This window comes from Candidatus Bipolaricaulis anaerobius, assembly GCF_900465355.1.
Lineage (GTDB): Bacteria > Bipolaricaulota > Bipolaricaulia > Bipolaricaulales > Bipolaricaulaceae > Bipolaricaulis > Bipolaricaulis anaerobius.
On record NZ_LS483254.1, the window covers coordinates 567,362 to 588,540 of the forward strand.

General features: G+C 70.9%; 20 protein-coding genes and 2 tRNA genes. 10 read left to right on the top strand and 12 right to left on the bottom strand.

Annotated elements, in window-relative coordinates; genetic code table 11:
• The first annotated feature begins 64 nt into the window (after window positions 1-64).
• Both BARAN1_RS02820 and pfkA read left to right on the top strand, forming a co-directional pair.
• Window positions 65-1,396 carry an NAD(P)/FAD-dependent oxidoreductase gene (locus BARAN1_RS02820; protein WP_231944293.1) on the top strand — a complete coding sequence of 444 codons (1,332 nt, stop codon included), beginning with the start codon at window positions 65-67 and terminating at the stop codon, window positions 1,394-1,396.
• Complete coding sequence (pfkA, locus tag BARAN1_RS02825; protein WP_122030802.1) at window positions 1,393-2,364, top strand: 6-phosphofructokinase; 972 nt, start codon at window positions 1,393-1,395, stop codon at window positions 2,362-2,364. Before BARAN1_RS02820 ends, pfkA begins: the two co-directional genes overlap by 4 nt.
• Window positions 2,365-2,425: 61 nt before the next feature.
• Here pfkA and BARAN1_RS02830 read toward each other — a convergent pair whose 3' ends face one another.
• Entirely contained in the window at window positions 2,426-2,986 is a 561-nt protein-coding gene (locus BARAN1_RS02830) for a TlpA family protein disulfide reductase (RefSeq protein WP_122030803.1), read from the bottom strand.
• Between the two features lie 129 nt (window positions 2,987-3,115).
• Here BARAN1_RS02830 and BARAN1_RS02835 point away from each other — a divergent pair.
• Together BARAN1_RS02835 and BARAN1_RS02840 are read left to right on the top strand one after the other, a co-directional pair.
• Window positions 3,116-3,201: transfer RNA gene (locus BARAN1_RS02835), tRNA-Ser, on the top strand.
• Between the two features lie 92 nt (window positions 3,202-3,293).
• Window positions 3,294-3,899 carry an HAD family hydrolase gene (locus BARAN1_RS02840; protein WP_122030804.1) on the top strand — a complete coding sequence of 202 codons (606 nt, stop codon included), beginning with the start codon at window positions 3,294-3,296 and terminating at the stop codon, window positions 3,897-3,899.
• Window positions 3,900-3,942: 43 nt separating this feature from the next.
• Here BARAN1_RS02840 and BARAN1_RS02845 read toward each other — a convergent pair whose 3' ends face one another.
• The 4 genes from BARAN1_RS02845 to BARAN1_RS02860 all read right to left on the bottom strand — a co-directional run bounded on the left by BARAN1_RS02845 (window position 3,943) and on the right by BARAN1_RS02860 (window position 9,533).
• Window positions 3,943-5,241: a Glu/Leu/Phe/Val family dehydrogenase gene (locus BARAN1_RS02845; protein ID WP_122030805.1), complete on the bottom strand. Its 1,299-nt coding sequence runs from the start codon at window positions 5,239-5,241 to the stop codon at window positions 3,943-3,945.
• 89 nt (window positions 5,242-5,330) lie between these two features.
• Window positions 5,331-7,061: a glutamine--tRNA ligase/YqeY domain fusion protein gene (locus BARAN1_RS02850; protein ID WP_122030806.1), complete on the bottom strand. Its 1,731-nt coding sequence runs from the start codon at window positions 7,059-7,061 to the stop codon at window positions 5,331-5,333.
• A 34-nt stretch (window positions 7,062-7,095) separates the two neighbouring features.
• Window positions 7,096-7,983: a GTPase Era gene (gene era / locus BARAN1_RS02855; RefSeq protein WP_122030807.1), complete on the bottom strand. Its 888-nt coding sequence runs from the start codon at window positions 7,981-7,983 to the stop codon at window positions 7,096-7,098.
• Entirely contained in the window at window positions 7,980-9,533 is a 1,554-nt protein-coding gene (locus BARAN1_RS02860; protein WP_122030808.1) for an HAL/PAL/TAL family ammonia-lyase, read from the bottom strand. Before BARAN1_RS02860 ends, era begins: the two co-directional genes overlap by 4 nt.
• Here BARAN1_RS02860 and hutI point away from each other — a divergent pair.
• The 5 genes from hutI to BARAN1_RS02885 are packed head-to-tail and all read left to right on the top strand — an operon-like array spanning window position 9,532 to window position 14,583.
• Entirely contained in the window at window positions 9,532-10,761 is a 1,230-nt protein-coding gene (hutI, locus tag BARAN1_RS02865) for an imidazolonepropionase (protein ID WP_122030809.1), read from the top strand. The genes BARAN1_RS02860 and hutI overlap by 2 nt on opposite strands.
• Window positions 10,728-11,555, top strand: coding sequence for a 4-(cytidine 5'-diphospho)-2-C-methyl-D-erythritol kinase (gene ispE / locus BARAN1_RS02870; protein ID WP_157959411.1), 828 nt, complete (start codon window positions 10,728-10,730; stop codon window positions 11,553-11,555). The genes hutI and ispE overlap by 34 nt, the downstream gene beginning before the upstream one ends.
• A complete protein-coding gene (gene cmk / locus BARAN1_RS02875) occupies window positions 11,552-12,169 on the top strand; it encodes a (d)CMP kinase (RefSeq protein WP_122030811.1) in 618 nt (205 codons plus the stop codon). The genes ispE and cmk overlap by 4 nt, the downstream gene beginning before the upstream one ends.
• Window positions 12,150-12,788 (top strand): lysophospholipid acyltransferase family protein, encoded by a 639-nt coding sequence (locus BARAN1_RS06775; protein ID WP_157959412.1) that lies wholly within the window; start codon window positions 12,150-12,152, stop codon window positions 12,786-12,788. The genes cmk and BARAN1_RS06775 overlap by 20 nt, the downstream gene beginning before the upstream one ends.
• A 25-nt stretch (window positions 12,789-12,813) precedes the next feature.
• On the top strand, window positions 12,814-14,583 hold the full coding sequence (locus BARAN1_RS02885; protein WP_122030813.1) for a S1 RNA-binding domain-containing protein: 1,770 nt from the start codon (window positions 12,814-12,816) through the stop codon (window positions 14,581-14,583).
• Here BARAN1_RS02885 and BARAN1_RS02890 read toward each other — a convergent pair.
• The 4 genes from BARAN1_RS02890 to amrB are packed head-to-tail and all read right to left on the bottom strand — an operon-like array spanning window position 14,531 to window position 17,202.
• Window positions 14,531-14,908, bottom strand: coding sequence for a holo-ACP synthase (locus BARAN1_RS02890; RefSeq protein WP_122030814.1), 378 nt, complete (start codon window positions 14,906-14,908; stop codon window positions 14,531-14,533). The two genes, BARAN1_RS02885 and BARAN1_RS02890, sit on opposite strands and share 53 nt — an antisense overlap.
• Window positions 14,896-15,519, bottom strand: a complete 624-nt coding sequence (gene gmk, locus BARAN1_RS02895; RefSeq protein WP_122030815.1) for a guanylate kinase — start codon at window positions 15,517-15,519, stop codon at window positions 14,896-14,898. Before gmk ends, BARAN1_RS02890 begins: the two co-directional genes overlap by 13 nt.
• Window positions 15,516-16,358, bottom strand: a complete 843-nt coding sequence (locus BARAN1_RS02900) for a YicC/YloC family endoribonuclease (protein ID WP_157959413.1) — start codon at window positions 16,356-16,358, stop codon at window positions 15,516-15,518. Before BARAN1_RS02900 ends, gmk begins: the two co-directional genes overlap by 4 nt.
• A 1-nt stretch (window position 16,359) precedes the next feature.
• Entirely contained in the window at window positions 16,360-17,202 is an 843-nt protein-coding gene (gene amrB / locus BARAN1_RS02905) for an AmmeMemoRadiSam system protein B (protein ID WP_122030817.1), read from the bottom strand.
• Window positions 17,203-17,280: 78 nt separating this feature from the next.
• On the opposite strand from amrB, the gene BARAN1_RS02910 reads away from it, so the two are divergent.
• A tRNA-Gln gene (locus BARAN1_RS02910) sits at window positions 17,281-17,354 on the top strand.
• Window positions 17,355-17,384: 30 nt separating this feature from the next.
• On the opposite strand, the gene BARAN1_RS02915 is transcribed toward BARAN1_RS02910, so the two are convergent.
• From BARAN1_RS02915 to BARAN1_RS02925, 3 genes are all read right to left on the bottom strand, one after another.
• Window positions 17,385-18,209: a hypothetical protein gene (locus BARAN1_RS02915; RefSeq protein WP_157959414.1), complete on the bottom strand. Its 825-nt coding sequence runs from the start codon at window positions 18,207-18,209 to the stop codon at window positions 17,385-17,387.
• Window positions 18,210-18,220: 11 nt separating this feature from the next.
• Window positions 18,221-20,344 carry a WD40 domain-containing protein gene (locus BARAN1_RS02920; protein ID WP_122030819.1) on the bottom strand — a complete coding sequence of 708 codons (2,124 nt, stop codon included), beginning with the start codon at window positions 20,342-20,344 and terminating at the stop codon, window positions 18,221-18,223.
• Between the two features lie 67 nt (window positions 20,345-20,411).
• The gene (locus BARAN1_RS02925) at window positions 20,412-21,068 is read right to left on the bottom strand and encodes a cyclodeaminase/cyclohydrolase family protein (RefSeq protein ID WP_157959415.1); all 657 of its coding nucleotides are present in this window, start codon (window positions 21,066-21,068) and stop codon (window positions 20,412-20,414) included.
• Between the last annotated feature and the right edge of the window lie 111 nt (window positions 21,069-21,179).

Below are 21,179 nucleotides of genomic sequence, written 5' to 3' on the forward strand. Positions count from 1 at the left end.
TGCACCCTCCTCCCCACGGGCTACGATGCGTGGGTCCCCGGAGGATACCCCAAGGAGCGAGAGCGTGCGGTACGACGTCGTGGTGGTGGGAGCTGGGCCGGCTGGGCTGTTCGCGGCCCTCGAGCTCGCGGGATCGGGCCTGTCCACGGTCATCGTGGACAAGGGCCTCGCCCCGCGCGAGCGGACGAGCAACACCTGTGGGGTGGGCGGAGCCGGCGCGTTCTCCGATGGGAAGCTCAACCTCACCCCCCGCATCGGCGGCGATCCGGAGGCGATCGGGTGCTCGGTCGGCGAGCTGGAGGACCTCATCGCCTACGTGGATGACACGTTCACCCGTTATGGGGCGCCCGCCCAGTACTCGGGGGAGGACCCCGAAGCGCTCGCCGAGCTGAAGAAAGCAGCGGCGCAGGCAGGCGTGGAGTTCATCGCCGGCCGCCAGCGCCACATCGGCACGGGGCGGATCCGGGAGGTCATCGACGCCATCTACCGCGACCTCGCGGCGCGGGGGGTCGAGTTCCAGCTCGGGAGGGCGGCCGAGGAGATCCGCCACCGCGGCGGGCGGTTCACCGTCGTCGTGGAGGGGAAGGAGATCGAGGCCCGGTACGTCCTCGCTGCGCCAGGCCGGGTCGGCGCGTACTGGCTGCGGGAGGTGGCGCGGTCGCTCGGGGTCGGTCCCTCGTTTGGGCCGCTCGATGTCGGGGTGCGGGCGGAGTTCCCGGCCGAGCTCTACGACCCGATCGAGCGGGTGATGTACGACGCCAAGCTGCGCGTGCGCGCCCCGACCTACGACGACATGGTGCGCACCTTCTGCACCAACCCCCGCGGGTTCGTGGTCCAGGAGGACCACGGTGAGTTCGTGCTCGTGAACGGCCACGCCGAAAACGAACGCAAGAGCGGGAACACGAACTTCGCGCTCCTCGTGCACATCGAACTCACCGACCCCGTGGAGGACACGACCGAGTACGGCCGCGCGATCGCGAAACTGGCGACGACGATCGGCGGGGGGAAGCCGATCGTGCAGCGGCTGAAGGACCTCTCCCAGGGGCGGCGGTCCACGCTGGACCGGATCCGGCGGGCCTCCGTCCGGCCGACCCTGGAGTCGTTCACTCCCGGGGATGTGTCGATGGCCCTCCCCCACCGCGTGGTGGTGGACATCGTGGAGGCGGTGGACGTCCTGAACCGACTCATCCCCGGCCTGTCCGCGGAGGGGACGCTCCTTTGTGCCCCGGAGATCAAGTTCTACGACACCCGCTATGCGGTCGGACCGGGGATGGAGACCGCCCTCCCCGGGTTCTACGTGGCCGGGGACGCGTCGGGGCACTCCCGGGGGATCGTGTTCGCCGCCGTGACCGGGGTGTTGGCCGCGCGGCGGATCCGGGAGAAGGCGTCGCGATGAAGCGGATCGCCGTTCTCACGAGCGGGGGCGACGCGCCGGGGATGAACGCCGCGATCCGCGCCGTGGTCCGCACGGGGGTCGCGCGGGGCTGGGAAGTTCGGGGGGTGCGGCGGGGCTATGCCGGCCTCGTCGGGGGGGAGATCGTGCCCCTCGGGGCGCGGGACGTGGGGGGGATCCTCCAGCTCGGGGGGACGATCCTCGGGAGCGCCCGCTGCCCGGAGTTCCGCACCGAGGAGGGCCGGCGGAGGGCACTGCGCGCCCTCGTCGGGCAGGGGATCGAGGCCCTGGTCGTGATCGGAGGGAACGGCTCCCAAGCCGGCGCCTACGAGCTCTCCCGGATGGGGTTCCCCGTCGTCGGCGTGGCGTCCACGATCGACAACGACCTCGCCGGCTCGGAGGTTACGATTGGGGTGGACACTGCCCTCAACGTGGCCCTGGAGTCCATCGACCGCCTCAAGACCACCGCCTCCTCCCACGGCCGGGCGTTCCTCGTTGAGGTGATGGGCCGCCACTGCGGCTACCTCGCCCTCATGGCGGGGATCGCCGGCGGGGCAGAGGCCGTGGCCATCCCCGAGGTGGAGACGGATCCCGAGGCGCTCGCCCGCGAGCTGCGCGGGGCCTACGAGCGGGGGAAGAGCCACGCCCTCGTCGTGGTGGCGGAGGGAGCGCAGCTCAACGCGACCCGGCTCGCCGAGTACTTCCACGAGAACGAGAAGCGGCTCGGGTTCGAGCTAAGGGTGACGATCCTCGGCCACGTGCAGCGGGGAGGGGCGCCGGGGGCGTACGACCGGCTGCTCGCCACGCGCCTCGGCGCGGCAGCGGTGGCCGCCCTCGCCCGCGGAGAGAACGGGGTCCTCGTGGGGTGGGTCCGAGGAGGGGTGACGACGACCCCCCTTGCCGAGGTCGCGGGGCGGCAAAAGGCGCTCGACCCGGAGCTCTTCGAGCTGGCCCAGGTGTTGGCCCGGTAGATGGACCCGGCCAGGGCCGCCAGCGCGGGTTGTGCCCGGCCACGGTCGGCACAAGCGCCTCTCACAGCCAGGGGGAGAGGAGAGCGTCGGTCAGGTCCTGGGGAGGGCCGATGAAACGGATGATGCCCTGCCGGTCGAGGAGCACGGTGCGGGGGATCGCCTGGATCCCGAAGAGGTAGGCCACGGCGCGCGCCTCAGTGAAGGGAGCCCACAGGGCGATGAACCCGCGGTACCCGTAGGCCTCTAGGAACCGGGTCGCGTCTTCCTTGCGGTAGTCCAGGCTCACCGCGATCACCTTCAGCCCCCGCGGGGCGTACCTCTCGCGGAGGGACTCTAGAAGCGGGACCGAGACCTGACATGGCTTGCACCAGCTGGCCCAGAAGTCGAGGAGGACCGGGCAGCCGCGGAACGAGGACAGGTACACGGGGTTCCCGGAGAAGTCGGGAAGGGAGAAGTCCGGCGCCCGTTGCCCGACGTGGTTCCCCACCTCGATCCCTGCCACGAGGACCGGGGAGGCCGGGCACGGGGGGTCGGCGGCGTGGGCCACCGTCGCCCCGGCCAGGACGGCGAGGGTGCCCACCGCGAGGCCGAGCCAAGATGTCCAGGTTCGCATCACCGGCATGACGGAACGCTACCTATTGCCCTGTGGAGGCGCCGTGGATCGCCGGCGGAGGCCCGGTGAAGACGGTTCTCCCGCGGTCGGTTGCGGGCTCCACCGGACGTGGCGAGAATTCACGGCGCCCTCTACCAGGGAGGGATGGGTGAGCGGACGAAACCGCCGGTCTTGAAAACCGGTGAGCGAAAGCTCCGTGGGTTCGAATCCCACTCCCTCCGCCAGGATCGCCCCGGCGTTGGGCCGCGCTCCTCCGAGCCGCTCCGACCGCCTCCGTAGGTCCAACGTCCCTCCCCGAGCGGGTACCATCGGGCCCATGCCCCTGCGTGCAGCGCTCATCGACATGGACGGCACGATCTGGGAGACCCCGGTCCGGATGACGGCCGTGCGGGAGGAACTCGGGCTCCCCCTGGACGGCCGCACGATCCTCGATGGGATCGCGGACCTGCCTCCGTCCCGGCGGGCCGAGGCGGTGGAGGTCCTGCGGGCCCGGGAACGGGAGGGGGTCGAGCGGGGCTGCCTCCGAGCGGGGACGCGCGAGCTCCTCGACCTCCTGCGGTTCAGCGGCGTGAAGACCGTTCTCGTCACGAACAACTCCCGGGAGAGCACGGACGCCGTCCTCGCCCGCCACGGGCTCCCGTTCGACCTCGTGGTCACGCGCGATGATGGACCTCTCAAGCCCGATCCTGGGGCGTTCCTCGGTCCGCTCGCCCGGCTGGGGCTGAGCCCCGGGGAAGCCCTCGTCCTCGGGGATTCCCACTTCGACCTCCAGGCCGCGGTGGCGGCCGGGATCCACGCGGTGGTCCTCGTTGCGCCGCGGGAGTGGATGCGGGCCTACTTTCCCCCCGGCGCAGCGTACCACGAAGTCCCCGACCTTGACGCGGCGCGAGAGGTCGTCCGCCGTCTCCTCGCCGCAAAATGACGGGGGTGCCACCAGGGCACCCCCCGCAACCCCAGAGCTTCCCCTACGCCCAGCCACGCAGCTTGACCGCCTCGGCCACGCGCTCCACCGCGACGAGGTACGCGCCGACGCGGTTGGGGACCTTGTGTTCCTTCGCCGCGTCGTGCACGGCGTGGAAGGCCTTTGTCATCTTCTCATCCAAACGTCGGTTGATCTCGGCCACGTCCCAGTGGAAGTTGTACGCATTCTGCACCTGCTCGAAGTAGGAGACGGTCACCCCGCCCGCGTTACAGAGGAAGTCGGGGATCACGTAGATCCCCTTCTTCTGCAGGACCTGATCGGCCTCGGGGGTGGTCGGACCGTTGGCCGCCTCGGCGAGGATCTTCACCCGACCGGAGATCCGCCCCACCGTATCCGCCGTGATCACGTTCTCCATCGCGGCGGGGATGAGGACATCCACGTCCAGCCCCAGCCAGGCGTCGCCGGCGAGGGCCTCGTACCCAGCCTGTTCCGCCTTCGCGCGGTCCACGGTGCCGAAGGTGTCCGTGATCGTCTGCAGGAAGCGCGGATCGATCCCGCCCTTCTTCGTGTACGTGTAGGCCCGCCGGTCCTTGTGGTCCCAGCAGGAGACGGCGAGCACCCGCCCCCCCAGCACCTCCCGGTAATGGATCGCGGCGTACTGGGCAACGTTCCCAAACCCCTGGATCGAGGCGGTGGTGGACGCCGGGTCCATCCCCAGGGCGGCGAGCGCCTCGCGGATCGCGATCACGACCCCCAGCCCAGTCGCGCCCGTCCTCCCCGCGGATCCGCCGAGGGGGATGGGCTTCCCCGTGATCACCCCCGGCGCGGCGTGGCCGACGATCGTCTCGTACTCGTCGAGCATCCACGCCATGATCTGGGGGTTCGTGCCGACATCGGGGGCGGGGACGTCGCGATCGGCCCCGATCGCAGGGGCGAGGGCACGGATGTACCCGCGCGACAAGCGCTCGAGCTCCCCCGGGCTCAGCTCTTTGGGGTTGCACACGATTCCGCCCTTCCCTCCCCCCAGCGGCAGGTCCACGACCGCTGTCTTCCACGTCATCCACGCCGCGAGGGCCCGTACCGTATCCACCGTCTCATCGGCGGCGAACCGGATCCCGCCCTTGCACGGGCCACGGGCGTTGTTGTACTGGACCCGGAACCCCTCGAACACCCGCACCGACCCGTTGTCCATCCGCACCGGGATCCGGACGTGGAATTCCCGGAGCGGCCAGCGTAGGAGCTCGTGTAGGCCGCGGTCCAGCTTGAGCACCCCCGCCGCCTCATCGAGCTGACGCTGGGCGATCAGAAACGGGTTCAAGCTGGCTACTTCGCCGGTCACCATGCGTTCCCTCCCTTGGTGAGGTGGGGCGTTCGTGCCCTACCCCCGCGCGATGTTAGGGGATGCCAGCGGCTTTGCAAGGCGGGGAAGCCCTAGGTCGGCCACGCGCGCCGGGTGGCCCTTGGACGCTCCTCCAGCTTGCCCTGAAGCTTGGCCCAGGTATCGCGGAGGGTCACGATGCGGTTGAACACGGGGAGGCCGCGCCTGGTATCCTGGTCGACGCAGAAGTACCCCTTCCGCTCGAACTGGAACCGCTCCCCGGCCTGCGCCTCCCCCAGGCACGGCTCGAGCTTGCACCCCCTGAGGACGACGAGGGAGTCAGGGTTTAGGTTCCCGATCCAATCCTCTCCCTCCGGGACGTCGAGCGGATCGGGGACCGTGAACAGGCGGTCGTAGAGGCGGACCTCGGCGTCCACGGCGTGGGGCACGGAGGCCCAGTGCAGGGTCGCCTTCACCTTCCGCCCATCCGGGGCATCGCCGCCGCGTGTGGCCGGATCGTAGGTGCAGTGCACCTCGACCACCCGGCCGGAGGGATCCTTCACGACGCCCGTGCACCGGACGAGGTACGCGTACCGCAGCCGCACCTCCCGCCCCGGGGCGAGGCGGAAGAACCCGGGCGGCGGGTCCTCCCGGAAGTCCTCCTCCTCGATCCACAGCTCCCGCGAGAACGGGACCTTGCGCGTCCCGTACGAGGGGTCCTCGGGGTTGTTCACCGCGTCGAACCCCTCCACCTTCCCCTCCGGGTAGTTCGTGACGACGAGCCTCACGGGCTCCAAGACGGCCATCCGCCGCGGGGCGCGCTTGTTGAGGTCGTCCCGCAGGCAGTGCTCGAGGAGTTCGATCTCGCGGATGCTCTCCGCCTTGGAGACCCCGATCCGGCGGACGAAGTCCGCGATCGCCTCCCGGGTGTAGCCGCGGCGGCGGATCCCGGCGAGCGTGGGCATCCGCGGATCGTCCCACCCCCGCACGTGTCCCTCCTGGACGAGGCGGAGGAGGAGCCGCTTGCTCATCACGGTGTAGGTCAGGTTGAGGCGGGCGAACTCGATCTGGCGGGGATGGTGGACGCCGAGCTGGTCGAGGAACCAGTCGTAGAGCGGGCGGTGGTTCTCGAACTCCAGCGTGCAGATGGAGTGGGTGATCCCCTCGATCGAATCCGACTGGCCGTGCGCCCAATCGTAGCTTGGGTAGATGCACCACGTGTCCCCCGTTCGGTGGTGGCGGGCGTGAAGGATTCGGTACAGGACAGGATCGCGCATGTTGAGGTTCGGGTGGGCCATGTCGATCTTGGCGCGCAGGGTGCGGGACCCTTCCGGGAACTCCCCGGCCCTCATCCGGCGGAAGAGGTCGAGGTTCTCCTCCACGGATCGGTTGCGGTACGGGCTGTCCACGCCGGGAGGGGTGATGATCCTCTCCCCATCCCGGATCGGCTGGCCGCGCGTCCGGCTCAGCTCCTCCGGGGATAGGTCGCACACGTAAGCCACCCCCTTACGGATCAGTTCCTCGGCCCATTGGTAGAGCTGCTCGAAGTAATCGGAGGCATAGAACTCGCGATCCTCCCAATCCGCGCCCAGCCAGCGGACATCCCGTTTGATCGCTGCCACGTACTCCTCGCTCTCCTTCTCCGGGTTCGTGTCGTCGAAGCGGAGGTTGAACTTCCCCCCGAACTCCTGGGCGATCCCGTAGTTGAGGAGGATCGCCTGGGCGTGGCCGATGTGGAGGTAGGCGTTCGGCTCGGGGGGGAACCGGGTGTGAACCCGGTCGAACCGCCCCGCGGCGAGGTCGTCGCGGATGATCTCGCGGATGAAGTCCACCGGTTCGGCCATATCGCTGGGCACGGGGGCGATCTTACCCGAGGGGTCAGTCGCCGGTGAGGCGGGCCACCTCATCCTCGTCCTCCGTCCACTTCGGCTTCACCTTGACGTGGAGGGAGAGGAACACCTGGTGGCCGAGGAGCTGCTCGAGGTCCACCCGGGCCTGGGTCCCGATCTCTTTCAGCTTCGCCCCCCGGCTCCCGATGACGATCGCCTTCTGTGACTCCTTGGCGACGATGATCGTGGCGTAGACGGAGGTCAGGGGCGGGGCCTCCCGCTCCGCGATCTCCTCCACGGCCACCGCGGTGGCGTAGGGGAGTTCCTGGTAGGTCTCCGCATACACCTTCTCCCGCACCACCTCCGCCGCCACGAACGCGAGCGGGCGGTCGGTGGTCGTGCCCTGCTCGTACGCCGGCGTTCCTTCCGGGAGGTGGCCGATGATCACGGCGAGGGCCCGGTCGAGGTTCGTGCCCTTCGTGGACGAGATGGGCACGATGTCGTTGAACATCTCCAGGCGATCGTAGGCGAGCAGGGTCTCGGGGAGGGTGTTGCCCCGTGCCTGGTCGCTCTTGTTGACGAGGAGGACCTTCGGGCAGGGGAGGGTTTGGATCTTGGGGAGCATGAGCTCGTCATAGGGATCCACCTTCCCGCTCGGCTCGACCATGTACGCGACCGCGTCGAGGCCTGCGAGCGAGCGCAGCGCCTCCCGCTGGAGGTGGGCGGAGAGCTTGTTCACCGGTGGGTGGAGCCCCGGCGTGTCCACGAACACGACCTGGGCCTCGGGGGTGGTGAGGATGCAGCGGATGCGGTTGCGCGTCGTCTGGGGCCGCGGGGAGACGATGACGACCTTCCGTCCGAGGGCGGCGTTGATGAACGTGGACTTCCCCACGTTCGTCCGGCCCACCACGGCCACGGTGCCGGTCCGGTAGCTCATGTTGGGTTCAACCTTCCTTCCTGGATCGCGTGACGGACCCGCCCGATCGCGTCGCCCACGTAGCGGTCCTCGCCCGGCGGGGGGACGAGCTCGGCCAGAACGGCGTAGAGGGGCCGGCTCGCTGGCGAGAGGTCCTCCTCCCCGGCGAGGGCCACCGCCCACCGCGCGGCCACGCCCTCCAGCGCGACCTGGGAGAGCACGTTCTCCGCGATGCGGCCGGTCTTCCAGGCCGACGTCGCCCCCATCGCGTTGTGGTCCTCCTTCCCCCCCGACGTGGGGATCGAGTCCACCGCGGCGGGGTGGGCGAGGACCTTGTTCTCCGCAGCGAGGGCGGCTGCAGTGTACTGGAGGAGCATGAGCCCTGAGCTCGTCCCGGGTTCCGGGGAGAGGAACGGGGGGAGCCCCCTCCCCTCGGAGGTGAGGAGGACCGCCAGCCGCCGCTCGCACGATGCCCCGAGCTCCGCCAGTGCGATCCCCAGCCACTCCGCGGCGAAGGCGAGGATCTCCCCGTGGAAGTTCCCCCCGGCGAGGGCCGTGCCGCCCCCCTCGGGGAGGAGGAGCGGGTTATCCGTGGCCGCGTTCATCTCCACCCGCAGCCGCCCCTCCACCGCCCACAGGGTCTCCACCACCGGCCCGAGGAGCTGGGGCAGGCAGCGCAGGGAGTACGGGTCCTGCACGTCCTCGTTGGGGGAGTCGGTGAGGGCGCTCCCGGCGAGGAGCTCCCGCAGCCAGGAGGCGACCTGGACCTGCCCGGGGTGGGGCCGCGCCGCGTGGATCCGGGCATCGAGGGCCTCCGTCCTCCCGCGGAGGGCCTGGAAGGAGAGGGCGGCGCAGGAGAGCCCGGCCTGGAAAGCCCGCCAGCCCATAGTCCAGGAGAGGAAGAGGGAGGCGAGCATGTAGGACGTCCCATTGAGAAGGGCGAGGCCCTCCTTGGGGGCGAGCTCCGGGAGCGGGGCGAGGCCGGCCCGGCGCAGGGCCTCCGCCCCAGGGAGCTCCTCCCCGTGGAGGCGGGCCCGTCCCTCCCCGAGGAGGGGCAGGGCGAGGTGGGCGAGCGGCACGAGGTCCCCCGACGAGCCAACCGAGCCCTGCTCGGGGACGATGGGGTGCACCCCCGCGTTGAGGAGCCCCACGAGGAGGTCCACGAGCTCCGGCCGCACGCCCGACGCCCCCTGGAGGAACGAGTTCAGGCGGAAGAGGAGCATCCCCCGCACGAGCGGGTCGGGGAGGGGCGCGCCGACCCCCGTGGCGTGGGAGAGGACGATGTTCCTCTGGAGCCGGGCCAGGTCCGGTTCCGGGATCCGCACCGTGGACAAGGCGCCGAACCCCGTGTTGATCCCGTACACGGGCTCTCCGCGGCCGAGGATCGCGAGGAGCGCCCGGTGCGAAGCCCCAACCTTCGCCCGCACGGATGGGGCGAGGGCGATCGGGGTCCCCGCGAGGATGATCGCCTCCGCGTCCTGGGGCGTGAGATGGCCATCGAGCTCGATCACGGTCGCCCAGTATAGCCGTTCCGTACGGGGGAGCGATGCCGGTGGGTATACTCCCCGCATGGACCTCCTCGTGTACGGGATCGGCGAGCTCGCGACCCCGGTCGGCCGGGAGCCCAAGGGGGGGGCAGGGCAGGGGGAGCTGACTCTGGTCCGCGATGCCTACGTGCTCGTCCAGGACGGGCGGATCGCCGAGGTGGGGGAGGGACGGTGGCCCCGCTTCGCCGGCCCAACCCTCGATGCCGAGGGCCGGACGGTGACCCCGGGACTGGTGGACCCCCACACCCACGCCGTGTTCGCCGGGAACAGGGTCCAGGAATTCTTGGCCCGTGCCAAGGGGGAGAGGTACACGGGCGGGGGGATCCTCACCACCGTCCAGGCGGTGCGGGAGGCGCCGGAGGGGGAGCTCGTCCGGCTCGCCCGGCCGAGGCTCATGCGCGTGCTCGAGCTTGGGACGACGACGGTTGAGATCAAGTCCGGCTACGGCCTGACCCTGGAAGCTGAGCTCAAGCTCCTGCGGGCGATCCGCCGCCTGGGGGAGGAGCTCCCCCTGACGGTCGTCCCCACGTTCCTGGGCGCCCACGCCTTCCCCCCAGAGATCCCCCGGGAGGAGTACATCCGCCGGGTGGTGGAGGAGATGATCCCCACCGTCGCGGGGGATGGGTTGGCCAGGTTCTGCGACGTGTTCTGTGACCAGGGGTTCTACACCGTGGTGGAGGCCCGAACGATCCTCCGCGCGGCGCGGGCCGCCGGCCTGGGGGTGAAGGTCCACGCCGATGAGCTTTCCGGGGTGGGGGCGGCCGAGCTCGCCGCTGAGCTCGCCGCCACTTCGGCCGAGCACCTCCTCCACGTCTCGGAGGAGGGGATCGCCAGCCTCGCCAGGTCGGGGACGATCGCGGTGCTCCTCCCGGCCACGGCCTTCCTCCTCGACGAACCCTATCCCCCGGCGAGGAAACTCATCGGAGCCGGGGTGCCCGTGGCCTTGGGCACGGACTTCAACCCCGGCTCGTCCCCCGTCGCGTCGCTCCCGCTCATCCTCTCGCTCGCCGTCCTCCGGATGGGGATGAGCCCCGCGGAGGCCCTTGTCGCGGCCACGCTCAACGCGGCGGCGGCGATCGGCCTCGCCAACGAGGTGGGATCGCTCGAGCCGGGGAAGCAGGCCGATCTCGTGGTGTGGGACGCCGCATCGTACGAGGAAATCCCGTACTGGATCGGGCAGAACCTGGGGCAGGCCGTCGTCGCGCGGGGGAGGGTGGTGTGGAGGTCCTCGCCTACGCCAAGCTCAACCTGACCCTGAGGGTGGTCGGCCGGCGGGCCGATGGCTACCACGAGCTCCAGTCCTTGGTCACGGCGGTGGACCTCGCGGACCGGATCACCCTGACCCGCGCCGCCGAGGGGGTGACCCTCCGCGCCCCGCCCGAGCTCGGTCCCCCGGAACGGAACCTCGCCCTCCGCGCGGCGCACGCCCTCCTTCCTGCGGGGGAACCGGGGGTGAGGATCGAGATCGAGAAGGGGATCCCCGCGGGGGCGGGCCTTGGCGGGGGGAGCGCGGATGCGGCGGCGGTCCTGGCAGGGGTGAACGAGCTCCTCTCCCTCGGGAGGACGTGGGAGGAGCTTGCGGCGATCGGGATCACGCTCGGGGCGGACGTCCCGTTCTTCCTCGGGCCGGGCCCAGCGTGGCTGGAGGGGATCGGGGAGAGGGTGAAGCCCGTCGCGATCCCCATTCCGGCTGCGTTCCTGATCCTCGTCCCCCCCTTCCGCTCTCCGACCCCGGACGTGTACCGGGCGTTCGACGAGCTGGATCTCCCCCTGTCCCCGCGGACGGAGCCCGTGCCGGGGCCGGGGTTCCCGAACGACCTCTGGCCGGCTGCGGTCCATCTCTTCCCCGAGCTCCGACGGTGGCGGGACCTCCTTGCCCGGGTCGCCCCGGGCGGGGTGGGGATGACGGGGTCCGGTTCGGCCCTGTTCGCCCCCTTTCCCAGCCGGTCGGCCGCCGCGGCGGGGCGGCGGAGGATCCGGCCCGACGTGGAGGGGGAACTGCTCGTTGCGTCCCCGATTCGGTCGGGGTACCGTATCCGGGCATGAGGATCGCCATTGACGGGCCGGCGGCGGCGGGGAAGACAACCCTCGCCCGTTCCCTCGCCGAGGAGCTCGGGTACCTGTTCGTCCCCACCGGCGCGATGTACCGCGCGGCGGCCCTCGCCCACCAACGCGGGATTCCGGTCGAGCGCCTGGAGATCGCGGTGGGGGCGGGAGGCCGGATCTACCTTGACGGGGAGGATGTGACGGATCTCCTTACGCACCCCGACCTCGATGAGCTCTCCTCCCAGCTCGCCCTGAACGGGCGGGTCCGGCAGCGCCTCGTCGAGATCCAGCGCCGGATCGCGGCGCACGGGGACGTGGTGATGGAGGGGCGGGACATCGGGACGGTGGTCCTCCCCGATGCTGAGCTGAAGATCTTCCTCTGGGCGACCGACGAGGAGCGGGCGCGGCGGCGCCTCGCCGAGCATGGGGGGGAGTTCGCGGACGTCCTCGCTGCGATCCGGCGGCGGGACGAGCGGGACTCGACCCGGCCGGACTCCCCCCTCCGGGCGGCCCCCGATGCGGTGGTGGTGGACACCACGGGGAGGACCCCCGAGGAAGTGCTGGCCTCTGTCCTGCGGCTGGTCGAGGAGCGCCGTGCGCAGCTGGCTCGCTGATCGGGTCCGCGATCTCGCCTACGGGTTCCTCGTCCTCCTCGTCGGGCCGATCGTGGCGGTGCTCTTCCGCCTGTCCGTCCGCGGGAGGGAAGCCCTCAGCGGACGGGGGATCCTCGTCGCCCCCCACCGTTCGTACTGGGACATCCTCCTCCTCTGCGTGGCCTGCGGCCCGTTCCGCCGCATTACGTTCCTCGCCCGGGAAGGGCTGTTGCATAATCCGTTGTTCGCCCCGTTTGTGTGGGGGTTCGCGGTGGCGATCGATCGGGAGTCGTTCGGGGTCGAGGATTACCGCCGCGCGCTCGCGGCGGCGAGCCGCGCCCGCCTTCTCGGGATCTTCCCCGAGGGGACGACCCGGCCCGGTGCAGAGCCGAAGGCGGGCGCCATCCGGTTCGCGGAGCGCCTGGGCCGCCCGTTGATCCCCGTGAACCTCGTGGCCCGGGGCCCGTACCCGCCGGCGCGGTTCCTCCGGGTCCCGGTGCGCTTCCCCCGGATCGAGGTGCGGATCGGCGCCCCGGTCACGGTGGGCGAGCTCGGCCGCGGCCTTCCCCCCGATCTTTCCCGTTCCGAGCGCTACCGCCTCCTCACGGAGCGGTTGATGGAACTCATCCGGGCGACGTGATTTGAGCCCGCCCTAACGGGGCGATATGATCGACGTGTTTACCCAGCGGGGGTTCGCCGTGGAGTGCGGAGAAGTAGCGGGCCCGAACACGGGGAAACCAACGAGGTGGTGGCGGATGGTGGAGTGGATCCAGATGGAGGAGGCGCTCGACGAGAGCGACGTGCGGCTGTTCAGCCGCGGGGACACGGTGCGGGGCCGTGTGGTTCAGGAAGCGGGCCAGGACATCCTCGTGGACATCGGGTACAAGTCCGAGGCCATCCTCCCCAAGCGCGAACTGGCGCCCCACCACGAGGTGGCCCAACCGGGCGAGGAGATCGAGGTCCTCATCACCTACATCGATGAGGAAAACGGCACGGTGTACATCTCCGAGCGCCAGGCTTACCTCTCCAAGCGGTATGGCGAACTCGAACGGGCCTACAAGACGGGTGCCTCCGTCTCCGGCGTGATCCTCGATGAGGTGGGGGAGGCGGGGTACAACGTCAGCCTAGGGGGGATCCGCGCCTTCCTTCCTGCTTCCCACCTCGGCAAGGGCATCTCCACCAAGATCGAGCGCCTGAAGGGGAAGGACCTCGAGTTCCGCATCATCGAGTTCTCCCGCCGCAACCGGAACATCGTCGTTTCCCGCCGCGAGTTCCTCAAGGAGCTTGAGGAGAAGGAGCGGGACGCGCTGTTCGCCTCCCTCACCCCGGGGACGGTGGTCGAGGGGACGGTGAAGAGCGTGGTGGACTTCGGGGTGTTCGTGGACGTGGGGGGCCACGACGGCCTCGTTCACCGCACCGAGATCTGTTGGAAGGACGTGCCCGTACCACCTCCCGACAAGTTCGCGCCCGGCCAGAAGGTGCAGGTGATGGTCCTCGAGGCGGACCGGGAGGAGGGGAGGATCTCGCTCTCCATGAAGCGGCTGCGCCCCGATCCGTGGCAGGGGATCGCCGAGCGCTACCCCCCGAAGGCGCGCGTCAAGGGGAAGGTCGTGTCCGTGACCGACTTCGGGGCGTTCGTGGAGCTGGAGGAGGATGTGGAAGGCCTCGTCCACATCTCCGAGCTCTCCTGGACCACCCCCAAGCACCCGAAAGACGTCGTGACCGAGGGCGATGAGGTGGAAGTGGTGGTCCTGGCCGTGGACGCGGACCGCAAAAGGATCAGCCTGTCCCTGCGCCGGGCGCTGCCCGATCCGTGGGACGACGTCGGCCACCGCTACCCGCGGGGCGCCCTCGTCGAGGGCAAGGTCACGAACGTCACCGACTTCGGGGCGTTCGTGGAGCTCGAGCAGGGGGTGGAGGGCCTCATCCACATCTCGGAGATCTCCTGGCAGCGGGTCGGGCATCCGAAGGAAGTCCTCGCGCCGGGGCAGACCGTGCGGGCGATCGTGCTCAAGGTGGACGAGGAGGAGCGCCGGATCAGCCTGTCGTTGCGGGCGCTGCAGCAGGATCCGTGGGAGGAGTTCCTCGAACAGTACTCGGTGGGATCCATCGTGTCGGGGCCGATCACCCAGATCAAGGATTTTGGGGCGTTCGTGCGCCTCACCCCGGCCGTGGAGGGGCTGATCCACGTGTCCGAGATCTCGCCGGACCGGATCGCCAGCCCATCGGAGGCCCTCCGCCTCGGGCAAGAGGTGTCGGCGAAGATCATCGGGATCAACGAGTCCAAGCGCCAGGTGCGGCTCTCGATCAAGAAGATCGCCGAGGAAGTGGAGGACGCGGAGAAGGATAGGTTCCTCACCCCCCAGGCCGGCCGCGAGACGTTCACGCTCCGGGAGAGGCTGAAGGGGCTGACGGAGGAGGAGGAGGGGGAGTAGGCTCGATCACGACCACCGCCGCCGCGTAGCGGGCGGTGTGGGTGAGGGAGACGGGGTAGAAGCGGCCCTGCCAGGCGAGGCAGGGCCGTTCGCGGTCCACGACCACCTCGATCTCGTGGAACGGCACGGGCCGGCGGAGGGCCTTGCGGAACGCCTCCTTGGCCGCGAACCGCGCTGCCAGCCGCTGCGCGGTGAGCCGGGGGGAGGAGAGGGCGTAGGCGAGTTCAGCTTCGGTGAACAGGCGCCGCAGCCGGGGCGCCCCGCGCCGCTCGATGAGGGCGGAGATGCGGTCCACCTCCACGAGATCCACGCCTAGGGCGAGCATCGTCGGATCCGGGATCGTTCCGCGACGAGGATCGCCTCCACCCGTTCCACCGCTTCCTCCAGGCGGTCGTTCACCACCAGGTAATCGAACTCCGGGATGTGGCGGACCTCCTCTTCGGCGATCGCGAGCCGGGCGGCAAGCGCGTCGGCGGACTCCGTGCCGCGGCTGCGGATGCGCCGCACGAGCTCATCCCGGCTGGGGGGGACCATGAACACGAGGACCACCGGGTGGGGGAGCCCGGACCGGCGCAGGGCGAGCGCCCCCCTCACCTCGACGTTGATCACCACATCGCGCCCTGCCGCGAGCGGGCCCACCACCGCGGCCCGCGGGGTCCCGTACCGATGTCCCTGGTACGTGGTCCACTCGAGGAGCTCCCCGGCACGGATCATCCGGTCGAAGGCTGCGTCCGACACGAACGTGTAGTCGCGGCCGTCGGCCTCATCGGGACGGGGGGGGCGGGTCGTCGCGGACACGGAGAACACGAGGGACGGATCGCGGCGTAGGAGGGCAGCGATGACCGACGACTTCCCCGCCCCCGACGGGCCGGCGATCACGAGGGCGATCCCGTGCCCCCCCTGCACATCCCAGCCCGTGGGGAGGAAGTCCCTCATTCCACGTTCCGGGCCTGTTCCCGGATCCGCTCCACCGCGAGGCGGATCTGGCCCGCCGCCTGAGCGAGGTCCACGGATCGGGCCTTGGCGGAAAGCGTGCCCGCCTCGCGCCCCATCTCCTGGGCGAGGAACTCGATCTCCCGCCCCAGCGGGAGGTCGGAGTCAAGGAGGTCCGCGAACCGGGCGAGGTGGCTCTGGAGCCTGTCCAGCTCCTCGCGCACGTCGCTCCGCTCCGCCCACAGGACGAGCTCGGTCGCGATCCGTGCTGGGTCAGGGTCGAGCCCGAGCTCCTCGATCCGGGCCCTGATCCGTCCCTGGGCCTCGTCGAGGGCGTGGGGGGCGAGGCGCTCCGCGTCCGCGATCGCCGCCTGGAGGAGCTCCGCCTCGCGGGCGAGCGCCGCCCGGAGCGACTCCCCCTCGCTCTCCCGTGCCGCCACCACCGCCTCGATCGCCTGGCCCAAGGCCTCGTCCACGACGGGCCACATCTCCTCCTCCTCCGGCGCCGCCTCCGCGAACACGCCGAGGGAGAGGAGGTGGGCGAGGGTGGGCCGGTCCGCGAGGCCGAGCTCCTGTTGGAGTCGGGATAGGTCGTGGAGGTACTGGCGGGCCGCGTCGAGCCCGAGCTGCTTCGGGCGGCTCCCGCTCTCCCACCGCACGTGGAGTTCGAGTGAGCCCCGTACGAATGCGTCCCGCAGGCGCTCCTCGCACCTCTGGGCGAGGAGGGGCAACTCGGCGAGCCCGCGCACGCGGACCTCGAGGAAGCGGTGGTTGAGGCTGCGCAGGTCCACCTGCACGGCGTACTCGCCGCGCGTGGCCCGCGCCCGGCCGAACCCGGTCATGCTACGCAACATCGTCCACCCGCTGGAAGAGCACCGCCGCGTACCCCACCACCTGGTCGAGGTGTCCCCCCACCTCGCCCGACGTGCGGTAGTCGAGGAGCGCTGCCCCCAGCAGCCCCGCCTCCCGCGCCGCGACGAGGAGGAGGGCGATCGCCCCCACGCCGCAGATCGAGATCCGGTAGCGGAGCACCGCGTCGTAGAACCCGTCCACATCCAGGTTCAGGATCGGGACGAGGGCCCGGCGGTCCTTCTCCCGTGCCACCGGGTCCGGCTCGTAGTGGGTGAAGTCGCTCGACGCGATGAGGAGGAGCGGCCGGTGGGCGATGAGCCTTCCCAGTGCCGCGCCGGCTGCTTTGGACCTCGCCACGCTCAGGGGGTGGACCACCACCGGGACGACGGGCAGTGCGGGGAACAGGTACCGGAGGAACGGGAGCTGGACCTCCACCGAGTGCTCATCGGTGAAAGGAACATCGTTCTGGTCAGCGCCGAGGGCCTCCGCAACCTCGCGGGAGAGGTGGGCAGGCACGGGCACCTCCCCGAGCGGGGTCTCCCAGGCCCCCGGTTCCGCGACCGTGATCGGCCCGCCGAGCCCGGTGTGGTTCGTGCCGAGGATGATCGCCGCCTCCGGCTGCCCGAGCCGCGCGAGCGCCCGGTATCCCGCTCCCGCCACCGCGCCCGAGTAACGGTACCCGGCGTGGGGGAGGATCGCCCCCACGGGATTCGTCAGCGCCTGGGTGGTCAAGGTCGAGGGGCCTCGCCCCACGGCGGCCTCGATCTCCTCGCGCAGCCGCCGCGGATCGGCGGGGTAGAACGTTCCAGCGGCACACGGCCCGCGCCGTCCCATCGGACCATTGTACCGAGGATCGAATCGGGAACGCAACGGTTGCCCGTCGGGGGAGGGGGGGCTAGAATGCGCGGGCACTGGGAGATCGGCTAACGGTAGGCCGACGGGCTCTGGACCCGTTAGTGGGGGTTCGAATCCCTCTCTCCCAGCCAGGGAGGCCCGTCACCGCGGAGCGCTGTCCCCTACGGCAGTTCCGTCCACCGTAGCCAGTCGGGATCGGTCCGGTTCGCAGTGGGGGTGCTGAGCTCGGCGGTCGCATGGCTCGCCGCCCCCAGCCGTAGGTCGTAGAAGAACCACTGACCCGAGAGGAACTCATCGCGGACCGCGGGAGGGAGGTACCCCACCGGGAAGTACCCCGAGGTCTCCGGGTCTCCCGTCGTCTCGCAGAATACGTAGTACTTGCCGGCGTAGGTGTAGTAGCCGACTTCGTAGGGCGCGTTCTCGATGAACGAGGGGTGGACCTCCACGGCGGCCGCCGCATGGTGCGCGAGGAGGATCAAGTGGACCCCGTAGCCGAGCGGCCGCACCAGGGACGTGTAGAGGATCGCTGTGTCCTCGCAGTCCCCATGCCCCTCGACCAGGGTTTCGATGGGATACTTTGGCCATTCCGCCGGCTGATCCTTCGTGTAGGGGATGGCGGCCGTCACGAAGTCGAGCGTGAACTGGAGGGTTTGGTGGTAGAGTTGCCCGGCGGTGTAGCGCTCCCCCATCACCCGGGCCAACTCCGCAGCCAGAGCTTCGACATAGGCATCGTCGTTGGGATCAGTCACGTACCGATACCAATCGCAACTCTCATCGCTGCACCACGGCCGATGGGTCTGGCGACGGTAGAGCGCATACAGGTCCGTGGGGATGCGGAACTCCCAGGTCCAGGACGTGCCATCCGACTCCCAGGCGAACGAGCGGACGTAGGCCTCGGGTTCGGCGTAGAAGCACCCGGAGACGGAGCACAGCGTCCCCGCCGCCACGAGCAGTGCCCATCCTCGCCGCCGGTTCACCCTCCGCACCGCGCTTCGCCCTACGGCTCGACCTGCCACAACCGCACCACCTTGTCGGCTCCGCCCGAGGCGAGGGTGCGCCCATCGGCCGTGTAGGCCAGGGCATTGACCTGGGCCGTGTGCCCGGGGAGGGTATCCCGTTCCTTTCCCGTCGCCACATCCCACACGACGATTGTGCCGGTAGCGGAGGCGGTGGCGACCGATTTCCCGGCCGGGGCGAACGCCACGGCGCGCAGCTCGGGGCCGGCCGGGGCGAGCGTCCGGGCGAGCTTCCCCGTGGCCCCGTCCCACAGCAGGGCCTTCCCGTCCGCGCCCACGGACCCGAGGAGCTTCCCATCCGGCGAGAACGCGACGGAGCGCACCGCACCGCCGTGTTCGGTGAGGGTGTGCTTCAGCCGGCCGCTGCCCACTTCCCATACCCGCACCGTGCGGTCATCCGACCCGGAGGCGAGGGCCTTCCCGTCCGGGGAGAACGCGACCGCCCGTACCGCGCCCGTGTGTCCGCTCAGGGTGCGCCACGCCCTCCCGGTGGAAACCGCCCACAGCCGGACCGTGGCATCCGATGACCCGGAGGCGAGGGTCTTCCCATCGGGGGAGAAGGCGACCGTCCACACCCCGCCCGTATGGCCGCGCAGGACGCGCACCTCCTTTCCGGTGGCGACGTCCCACAGGCGGACCGTGTTGTCGTTCGACCCGGAGGCGAGGGTCTTCCCATCGGGGGAGAAGGCGAGGGCGTACACCCCGCCGGTGTGGCCGCGCAGGATGAGGGCCTCCTTCCCGGTCGTGGGGTCCACCACGCGGATCGTCCCGCTCGGCGCGCCGTGGGCGAGGCGGTTCCCCGCCACCGCCAGGCACAGGATCGGCTCCGACGAGGCGAGGCTCGGGACGAGGGTCAGCTCGGTCGTGATCCGGCTCGTGTTGCCCGCTCGATCCCTGAGCTCGATGACCACGGTCTTCGCTCCCGGCGCGGCCGACCCGCCGCTGCCCGCGAGGTCCCACGCCACGCTGGGCGCAAACGGCTGCCAGGGCCCCCACGTGCGGCCGTCGTTGGAGAGGCGCAGCGAGGCCACGCCGCTTCCGGGCTCGGTCCCCGCGAGGTCCGAGGCCTCGATCGTGAGCGTGACCTGGGGGGCGAACACGTGCTGCGACCCGCTGTTCCCGGCGACCTCCCCGCTCGGGGGGGTGCGATCGGCGCGGAGGAGCGCCTCGGCGCAGGCCTTCTCGTTCCGGTTCCCCGCGTGGTCCTCCAGCCACACGTACACGACGTGCTCCCCCTCGGGAGGGGAGGCGACGAGGAACGGGTTCCCGACCGCGCGGGTCCCGTCCTCGGGGCCCTGCGGCGCGGATCCGATCGTGTACCAGGCCGCTGCGATCCCGGTCAGGTCCTCCGGGGGGGCCCAGGCGATGGAGATCTCCCCCGCGGTCCATTCCTCTGGGGACACGGTCAGGCCCGTGGGGGCCGCCGGCGGATCGCGGTCGAGGGCCAATGCCGTTCCCCCGACCGTCCCGCGGGCGTTCCCGGAGAGGGAGGCGAGCGTCGCTTGGCCGGACACGGTCGCGTGGGCGTCGCCCCAGATACCGTAGCCACCGCTACCCTGGACCTCGTTGTCCCGCAGGTCGGCCAGGGAGGCGGCGATGTGGATCCCGTCCTTCCCCGCTCCGGAGACGGTGCAACCGGCGATGAGGGCTCGCGATCCGAGGGTGACGAGGATCCCGTGGTCCGCGGCGCCGGTGACGGCGGTGTCGCGGACGGTCACGGACGCGCTGCGGATGACGATCCCGCTCGGGCCCTCCACCGCGCAGTCGGAGATCAGGACGCCGGAGCTGTCCTCGAGGTGGATCCCCCCGCTGTGGACGGTCAGGCCGTGGAGGGTGACCTGGCCCGTGCCGAGGACGTACACGTGGCCCTCGATGACGCTGGGTTCGTTCCCCGCGCTGCGGATGTCGAGCGGCTTCTTCAGCCACACATCGCCGGGGTAGGTTCCCGGCTGGACGAGGATCGTGTCGCCGGGCGCGGCGGCGGCGATCGCCTCCGCGAGGCTCGTATATGGGCACTCCGTGGGACAGACGATCCATGTCGTTCCCTGGGCCAGCCCTGCCCACAGAAGAAGGCCCACCACCACCCCTCCCGCCCTCGCCCTCATGCACCGCCTCCTCGGGGCTCCCGCCCCTGGGTAGCCGCCCGTCTTATAGCCGTGGCCGGGGACCGGGTCAAGGTGGATCGAGCCACGCCTGGAGGGCTACCTCGAGCGGGGCGAGGACGGCCTCCGCCTGAGCGCGCGCGGCGGTGGAAACCTCGGAGCGGGCGCGGGCGAGCTCGCGGCGGACCGGGGAGTCGTCGAGGGAGAGGGCGTTGGCGTCCACATTCGCCACGGCGGCCTCCGCCGCTGCTCGGGCGAGGTGGACCGCGGTCGCGAGGTCGCTCCGGGCGACCGGGGGGCAAAAGGGGGCCATCGCCGCGGCGAGGGTGAGGGCATCGGCGGCGAGCCGGGCCGTGGCCAGCGGGACCTCCGCCGCCCGGGCGAGGGCCTGATGGAGGGCGGCCGAGCGGTGGGCTTTCTCCTGGGGCGTGGAGCGGGGGAGGGTAAGGGCGCTCGTCACGCCGCGGTACGCGGCGATGTCGTCGGCGGCGAGGTCCAGGAACCGCTGCTCCTGCGCGCGGGCCTGCTCGCGGTGGGCCGTGAGGGACGCCACCAGCGCGGGATCCTTGGTCCGCCGGAGGGCAAGGGAGGCCACCATGTGAAGGAGGGCGGCGGCTCCGGCGCCGGCGAGGGCGGCCACGGCCCCCCCGCCAGGGAGGGGGTCCTGGGACGCCACCGCGTCCAGGAACTGGCGAACGGTCCACTCCCCCATCGGGGCATCCGGCACCGCTTCTTCCCTCCCTCGGTTCGGCATCGCCCACGGACGTGGGCCTGCCTCCGAATCTTACCGTACCGGGCACTGAGAGGCCCGAGCGGCGCGGCTCTCCGACCGAGCCGT

Coding starts and splice junctions, on each gene's coding strand:
- pfkA (WP_122030802.1), top strand. CDS start 1,393: ATGAAGCGGATCGCCGTTCTCACGAGCGGGGGCGACGCGCCGGGGATG.
- BARAN1_RS02830 (WP_122030803.1), bottom strand. CDS start 2,986: ATGCCGGTGATGCGAACCTGGACATCTTGGCTCGGCCTCGCGGTGGGC.
- BARAN1_RS02840 (WP_122030804.1), top strand. CDS start 3,294: ATGCCCCTGCGTGCAGCGCTCATCGACATGGACGGCACGATCTGGGAG.
- BARAN1_RS02845 (WP_122030805.1), bottom strand. CDS start 5,241: ATGGTGACCGGCGAAGTAGCCAGCTTGAACCCGTTTCTGATCGCCCAG.
- BARAN1_RS02850 (WP_122030806.1), bottom strand. CDS start 7,061: ATGGCCGAACCGGTGGACTTCATCCGCGAGATCATCCGCGACGACCTC.
- era (WP_122030807.1), bottom strand. CDS start 7,983: ATGAGCTACCGGACCGGCACCGTGGCCGTGGTGGGCCGGACGAACGTG.
- hutI (WP_122030809.1), top strand. CDS start 9,532: ATGGACCTCCTCGTGTACGGGATCGGCGAGCTCGCGACCCCGGTCGGC.
- BARAN1_RS02860 (WP_122030808.1), bottom strand. CDS start 9,533: ATGCGGGGAGTATACCCACCGGCATCGCTCCCCCGTACGGAACGGCTA.
- cmk (WP_122030811.1), top strand. CDS start 11,552: ATGAGGATCGCCATTGACGGGCCGGCGGCGGCGGGGAAGACAACCCTC.
- BARAN1_RS02885 (WP_122030813.1), top strand. CDS start 12,814: ATGATCGACGTGTTTACCCAGCGGGGGTTCGCCGTGGAGTGCGGAGAA.
- BARAN1_RS02890 (WP_122030814.1), bottom strand. CDS start 14,908: ATGCTCGCCCTAGGCGTGGATCTCGTGGAGGTGGACCGCATCTCCGCC.
- gmk (WP_122030815.1), bottom strand. CDS start 15,519: ATGAGGGACTTCCTCCCCACGGGCTGGGATGTGCAGGGGGGGCACGGG.
- BARAN1_RS02900 (WP_157959413.1), bottom strand. CDS start 16,358: ATGACCGGGTTCGGCCGGGCGCGGGCCACGCGCGGCGAGTACGCCGTG.
- amrB (WP_122030817.1), bottom strand. CDS start 17,202: ATGGGACGGCGCGGGCCGTGTGCCGCTGGAACGTTCTACCCCGCCGAT.
- BARAN1_RS02920 (WP_122030819.1), bottom strand. CDS start 20,344: ATGAGGGCGAGGGCGGGAGGGGTGGTGGTGGGCCTTCTTCTGTGGGCA.